4 protein-coding genes are annotated in these 5441 nt (G+C 71.3%); 1 reads left to right on the top strand and 3 read right to left on the bottom strand.

Annotated features, from left to right (window positions below):
* The coding region (locus ACIQOV_RS25755; RefSeq protein WP_401052282.1) for an FAD-binding oxidoreductase at positions 1 to 1451 on the bottom strand (1451 nt) is incomplete at its 3' end.
* 355 nt (positions 1452 to 1806) lie between these two features.
* The gene (locus ACIQOV_RS25750) at positions 1807 to 3426 is read right to left on the bottom strand and encodes an alpha/beta hydrolase (RefSeq protein ID WP_401052280.1); all 1620 of its coding nucleotides are present in this window, start codon (positions 3424 to 3426) and stop codon (positions 1807 to 1809) included.
* Positions 3427 to 3908: 482 nt separating this feature from the next.
* On the opposite strand from ACIQOV_RS25750, the gene ACIQOV_RS25745 reads away from it, so the two are divergent.
* On the top strand, positions 3909 to 4583 hold the full coding sequence (locus ACIQOV_RS25745) for a TetR/AcrR family transcriptional regulator C-terminal domain-containing protein (protein ID WP_401052278.1): 675 nt from the start codon (positions 3909 to 3911) through the stop codon (positions 4581 to 4583).
* A gap of 153 nt (positions 4584 to 4736) precedes the next feature.
* On the opposite strand, the gene ACIQOV_RS25740 is transcribed toward ACIQOV_RS25745, so the two are convergent.
* Complete coding sequence (locus tag ACIQOV_RS25740; RefSeq protein ID WP_401052275.1) at positions 4737 to 5342, bottom strand: TetR/AcrR family transcriptional regulator; 606 nt, start codon at positions 5340 to 5342, stop codon at positions 4737 to 4739.
* Positions 5343 to 5441: the final 99 nt, after the last annotated feature.

The following is a 5441-nucleotide window of genomic DNA, read 5'->3' as shown; positions in this document are numbered from 1 at the left end:
TTGTCGACCTCCGGGACCCCGCCCGTCCCCCGGTAGACGTCGCGGTACAGCCCGCTCAGGTAGGCCAGGTGCTTCTCGTCCTCGGCCGGGTCCGTCCAGTACGTCTGGTACTGCAGCTTCATGATCGAGTCACGCTGCGGGACGGCCGTCTCCTCGGGACGGCGGGTGTTGATCCGGCAACCGTAGGAGTCGATCTGGACCAGCGTGTTCGAGAGGTCCGCCCCCTCGACGTCGCGCACCAGCCAGTCCCGGAAGGCGGCGATCTGCTCCGGTGCGAACGGCTCCCGGTGGTAGGCCGACTTGTACTTGCCGCGCTGGTTGTCGCCCGAGGGGTTGAGCGTCATGGTCGCCTGGAACCAGGGCATCCGGCGCCGCTTGTCCGGGTAGGGCAGGAACAGCCCGCCGGCCGCCCGGGTCTGCACCGTCGATCGCGTCGTCATCCCCCGTTCGACCGCCGCCACGAACGCGTCGAGCGGGCCCGGGTCCTCGCCGTCCCACTGGCTGAACAGGACGACGTTCCCGTTGGAGTGGTGGGTGAGCTTGAGGATCGCGAACAGCCCCTGGTACACCGGCTCCTGCGGGCCGCTGTGCTCGGCCATGAAGGCGCCGAAGTTGGCCACCAGGGTCTCGAAGTCCTCGGGCCGGTCGAGCAGTTCGGCCCAGGGCCAGGCCACGCTGCTCAGCCAGACCCGGGGCGGCGGCTGGGGTGCGTCCGAGGCGAAGTGGTACCGCAGCACCACCCCGAAGTTCCCGCCCCCGCCGCCGGTGTGGGCCCAGAAGAGGTCCTGCTCGGGCGAGCCCTGCGCGTCCTCGCGGTGCGCCTGCGTCACCACCGCGCGGCCGCCCCGGACGGTGACCACGTCGACCTGGACGAGGTGGTCCACGGTGAGCCCGTGCCGTCGGGAGAGCAGGCCGTACCCGCCGCCGCAGACGTGCCCGCCCGCGCCGACCGAGTAGCAGGACCCGGCGGGCAGGGCGACGGCGTACTCGCGGAACAGCGTGGTGCAGACGTCCCAGTTGGTCGCGCCGCCCTCGACGCCGTACGTGGGCCGGCCGAACTTGTCGGTCGAGGCGGCGACGCCGCGCATCGTGCTGAGGTCGAGGATGACGCCCCCGTCGTTGTCGACGAAGCCCTCGTAGCAGTGCCCGCCGCCGCGGACCGTCGGCCGTAGCCCGGCGTCCAGCGCGCGGTTCAGCTCGGCGACCGCGTCCGCCTCGTCGCCCACCAGCCGGATGTACGCGGGGGTGCTGCTCCACCGCTGGTTGAAGCCCTGGGCGAGGGTCCGGTACCGGGGATCGCCCGGCAGCACCGACCGTCCCTGCGGCAGCTCCCGGTGCGCGCCCCCGGCCGCCGCCGCGCCTGCCGCCGCGCCCGTGGAACCGACGGTGATCCCGGCGGCCGCCGCGCCGGCACCGCCCAGGAAACCCCGTCGGGAGAATTCGTCCTGCATGGCCCGCCCTCACTTTCCCGAGTTCGAGAGAAGCCGGCGGCCCGCACGCTAACACGGATACCCGGGCGCGGGAATTGGTTATTGAATAGTGTGACAGTACGTCATTTTTCGTGACCCTTACCGGCCGTGACCTTCACCGTCGCACCGGAACGCGATTGTCAGTGGCATGGGCTACGGTCACCGACGACTCGCAGGAATCCGCTCCACCGGAGGTTCGATGACGATCCACTGCCGCATTCCCCGGGCCTTCCGGGCGCTCCGGGAAATCGCCCGTAAAGCACGATCGTGGTGGCCGGCAGCACCGCCGACCACCACGACCGTCAACTCCTCCCCCGGGTCACCGGGGGCCGTTCCGTCAGACCGCCGGGAAGATCTCCGCGTCCGGCTTCAGCAGCTGGCCGGCGGCCGGCGCGGTGCCGTCCACCAGGTAGCGGGTGACCAGCTGGTTCAGCGCCTGGCTGCGGCCCACGGCGCAGTGCTCGATCGAGTCGACGCTGACCAGCACCGCGTTGCTCAGCTCCTGCTGCATCCGCTGGGCGAACTTGTACTGGGTGGCCGGGTCGTAGAGGTTGCCGATCACCATCACGGTGTTGGAGGTCTTCTTGTTCCACGGGCCGGAGAAGCGCTCGGCGTCCCGGGCCGGGGCCGGCCAGCTCGCGCACGCCGGCGCGTCGAAGGCCTGGTAGCGACCGAAGGTCGGCATGTCCTTCTCCCAGGCCTTGGCCGCGTTCGCGAACACCCGGTCGTTGGAGGGGTACGGCTTGTCCTGGCAGTTGACGGCCAGGTAGGAGTCGTCCGCGGTGTACTCGGAGTCGACCGGGGCCTCCCGCAGGGCCGCCCGCGGGACGTCCACCGAGAGCAGGTTGGCGTCCTCGTCCGAGACGTTCGCCTGCGGGGCCAGCAGGGCGGTCGCGGCCGGCTTCTGGAAGACCTGGTAGGTCGCCTGGAGCGACTTGGCCAGCGGGGCCAGCTTGGCCTGCGAGTACAGGGCGCTGGCCACCTCCCCGGTGAAGGTGCTCAGGGTCACCTTGGAGCCGTTCGGCAGCGTGATCGGGCTGGTCCGCAGGTGGTCGCGGAGCTGGTCGAACTTGGCCCGGGTGTCGCCATCGCCGAAGGCGCAGCGCGGAGCGCCGGCGGCCTGGCAGCGCTTGAGGAACTCGTCCAGGGCGATCTCGAAGCCGTTCGCCCGCTGGCGGTCGTACTCCAGGCCGTTGTGCAGGCGCAGGTCCGGGTCGACGTTGCCGTCGACGATGATCGCGCGGACCTTGTTCGGGTACATGTTGGCGTACGTCGAACCGATCAGGGTGCCGTAGGAGAACCCGGCGAAGGTGAGCTGGGAGTCACCGACGGCGCGGCGCATCCGGTCCAGGTCGCGCACCACATTGATGGTCGACATGTGCTCGATCAGGGGGCCGGCGTTCTTGCTGCAGGCGTCGGTGTAGTCCTGGTCCGCGTCGAGCGTCTCGTTGATCTCGGCCTTGGTGACCGGCACGCCGACCATGCGGTTGGTGACCGCGTCGGCGTCCTCCTGGGTCTTGAAGCACTTGAGCGGGTTGCTCCGGGCCACACCGCGCGGGTCGAAGCCGACCAGGTCGAACTTCGACTGCACCTCGGTACCGAAGCGGGCGGTCGTCGCCCACAGGTAACCACTGCCGCCCGGGCCGCCGGGGTTGAGGAACAGCGAGCCGATCCGCTTCGACGGGTCGCTCGCCCGCCGCCGCATCATGGCGATGCCGACCTTCTCACCCTTCGGGTTGTCGTAGTCCAGCGGCACGGGGTAAACGGCGCAGTCGTAGATGCCGGGGTCCGGCTTGGTCGGGTCGGGGTTGCACGGCGTCCAGGCGACAGGGTCGACCTTCGCCTCGGCCAGACCCGGGGCCTGGTCGATGGGCGCCGCCGACGCGGCGACGGCGGTGCCGGTGACAAGTGCGAGAGCGCAGGTGACCGCTCCGGCCAGCGTGGATATGCGGGACAAGGAACCTCCTCCGTACTGAAAGGGCGGCCCCAGCCTGTCAGCCGGAGATCTCCGTGGGAAGACCTTAGAGCGGCGTAAATCATCCATCCGACACGGAACGCCTCGCGAAATATTCTGTGAATGAACCAACTTGACGGTTGATTGACCTGATGCCTTGTCACTCGAAGTCGTCGGTCGGCCCGGGTTCGGCGGGGCCGAACAGAGAGGCTCGGATACCCCGGGCGACCACCCCCCTCGGAGCGCCGCTATTGTGCGACCGGCCGCGACGGGCCCTCCGGGATCCACGCCCTGCGGAACCCTCCGCACTGCACGTCCTCGTTGAGCCTGCGGACCAGGACGACGACAAGCCGCACGACACCCTCCCCAGAGACTTCTTGCAGCGCAAGAAGCTGAGGTCGAGTGTGGTTCTCTTGCAGTGCAAGACTCGTCAAGGCCCGGGCCGCACAGCCCCGGTGGAGCCCATTGGGGTGAAGGAGGAACCGATGCCGACCCGGCGCACCCGCCCACGGACGGGGCTGACCCGCGAGAAGGTCATCGACGCCGCACTCGCCTACGTGGACGAGCACGGCCTCGCCGCGCTCTCCAACCGCAAGCTCGGTGCGGCGCTCGGCGTCGAGGGGATGACGCTCTACTACTACGTCCCCAGCAGGACCGCCCTGCTCGACGGCATGGTGGAGCGCCTGCTGGAGCTGTCGGCGGGAAGCCTGTTCGGCGAGCCCGACGGCCCGTGGACGGAGGCGGTCCGGGACTTCGCCGTCGAACTGCGCCGACTGCTGCTCGACCATCCGGCCATACTCACCGTGCTGGCCACCCGCCCGGTCGCCACGCCGGTCGCCCTCGCCCTGCTGGAGCGCGGCATCGCCGTGCTCCACGAGGACGGCGTCCCACTCGGAGACGCGCTCGACGTGCTCAACTCCGTCGTCCGGTGGACCATCGGGCACACGCTGGGCGAGGCCGGCGAGACGCCCCACCACGAGTGCACCGAACCCCGGCCCGAACAGTTCGCCGCCCTGGACCAGAAGGTCTACCCCCACCTCGCGCAGGCCTTCGCCACCGGCGAGGGACTCGACTCCGAGCAGTGCTTCCACCGCACGCTGCGCATCCTGCTCGCCGGCTACGCCTGCGAGCTGAGGCACCCGCACGGACCCGATTCCTGATCGGGCGACGGACCGCCGGACACGCCCCCGACAGCCCCGCCCTGTCCGCCCTGTCCGCCCGGCTCGCCCGGCTGACGCGGGCCGGGCGGACAGGGCGAGTCGCACGAGCCGGGCCGGGTCGCGTCGACGAGGCGCGGCGAGGGCCGGCGAGGCTCAGCTCGCGACCGCTCCCCGCAGGGCGGCTGCCACCAGTCCCTGGATCGCGTCCGCCCCGGGCTCGCCGCCGCCCACCAGGTGCTCGAAGACCAGGCCGTCGACGCAGGCCAGCAGCACGGCCGTCCGCCCGTCGGGGTCGGCCACGCCCTGAGCGGCGAGGAAGTCACGGACGGCGGCGCGCCCGGCGTTCTCCCGCGGGACGAGGATCTCGCGCAGCTCGGGATCGCGGACGCTCTCCACCGCGCAGGCGTACCGGGCGAGCGAGCGCCGCCGCCCGTCCCCGGACAGGCGGCGCCGCGCCAACTCCGCGATCCCGTCGGACAACTCCGCCGCCGAACGGACCGGCACCTGCTCCCCCATGGCGTGCAGTTCGCCCTGATCCAGCTCCACCAGCCGTCGCACCAGCGCGGTGAGCAGGGCCTGCCGGGTCCGCAGGTAGGCCGAGGTGGTCCCGAGCGGCAGCCCGGCCGCCGCGTCGACCGCCCGGTGGGTCAGTCCGCGCACGCCGAGGTCCGCCAGCACGCCGATCGCGGCGTCCGCCAGTACCGTGCGCCGGTCCGGCCGCCCCGCATCGTCCCGCTTCTGGTCCTCGTTTCGCCGCATCCCTCCTTTCTACCGGGGCCGGGGCACCTGCCACGCACCGCCTCGGTCCGGGCCGGCCGTCAACCACCGGCCTCCGGCCACCAACCGCCGACCGCCGGC

The sequence above is a fragment of the Kitasatospora sp. NPDC091257 genome (assembly GCF_044757675.1).
Taxonomy (GTDB): Bacteria; Actinomycetota; Actinomycetes; order Streptomycetales; family Streptomycetaceae; genus Kitasatospora; species Kitasatospora lactacystinica.
The sequence above is the reverse complement of the archived record's forward strand: the minus strand, read 5'-3'. Positions and strand labels throughout refer to the sequence as shown.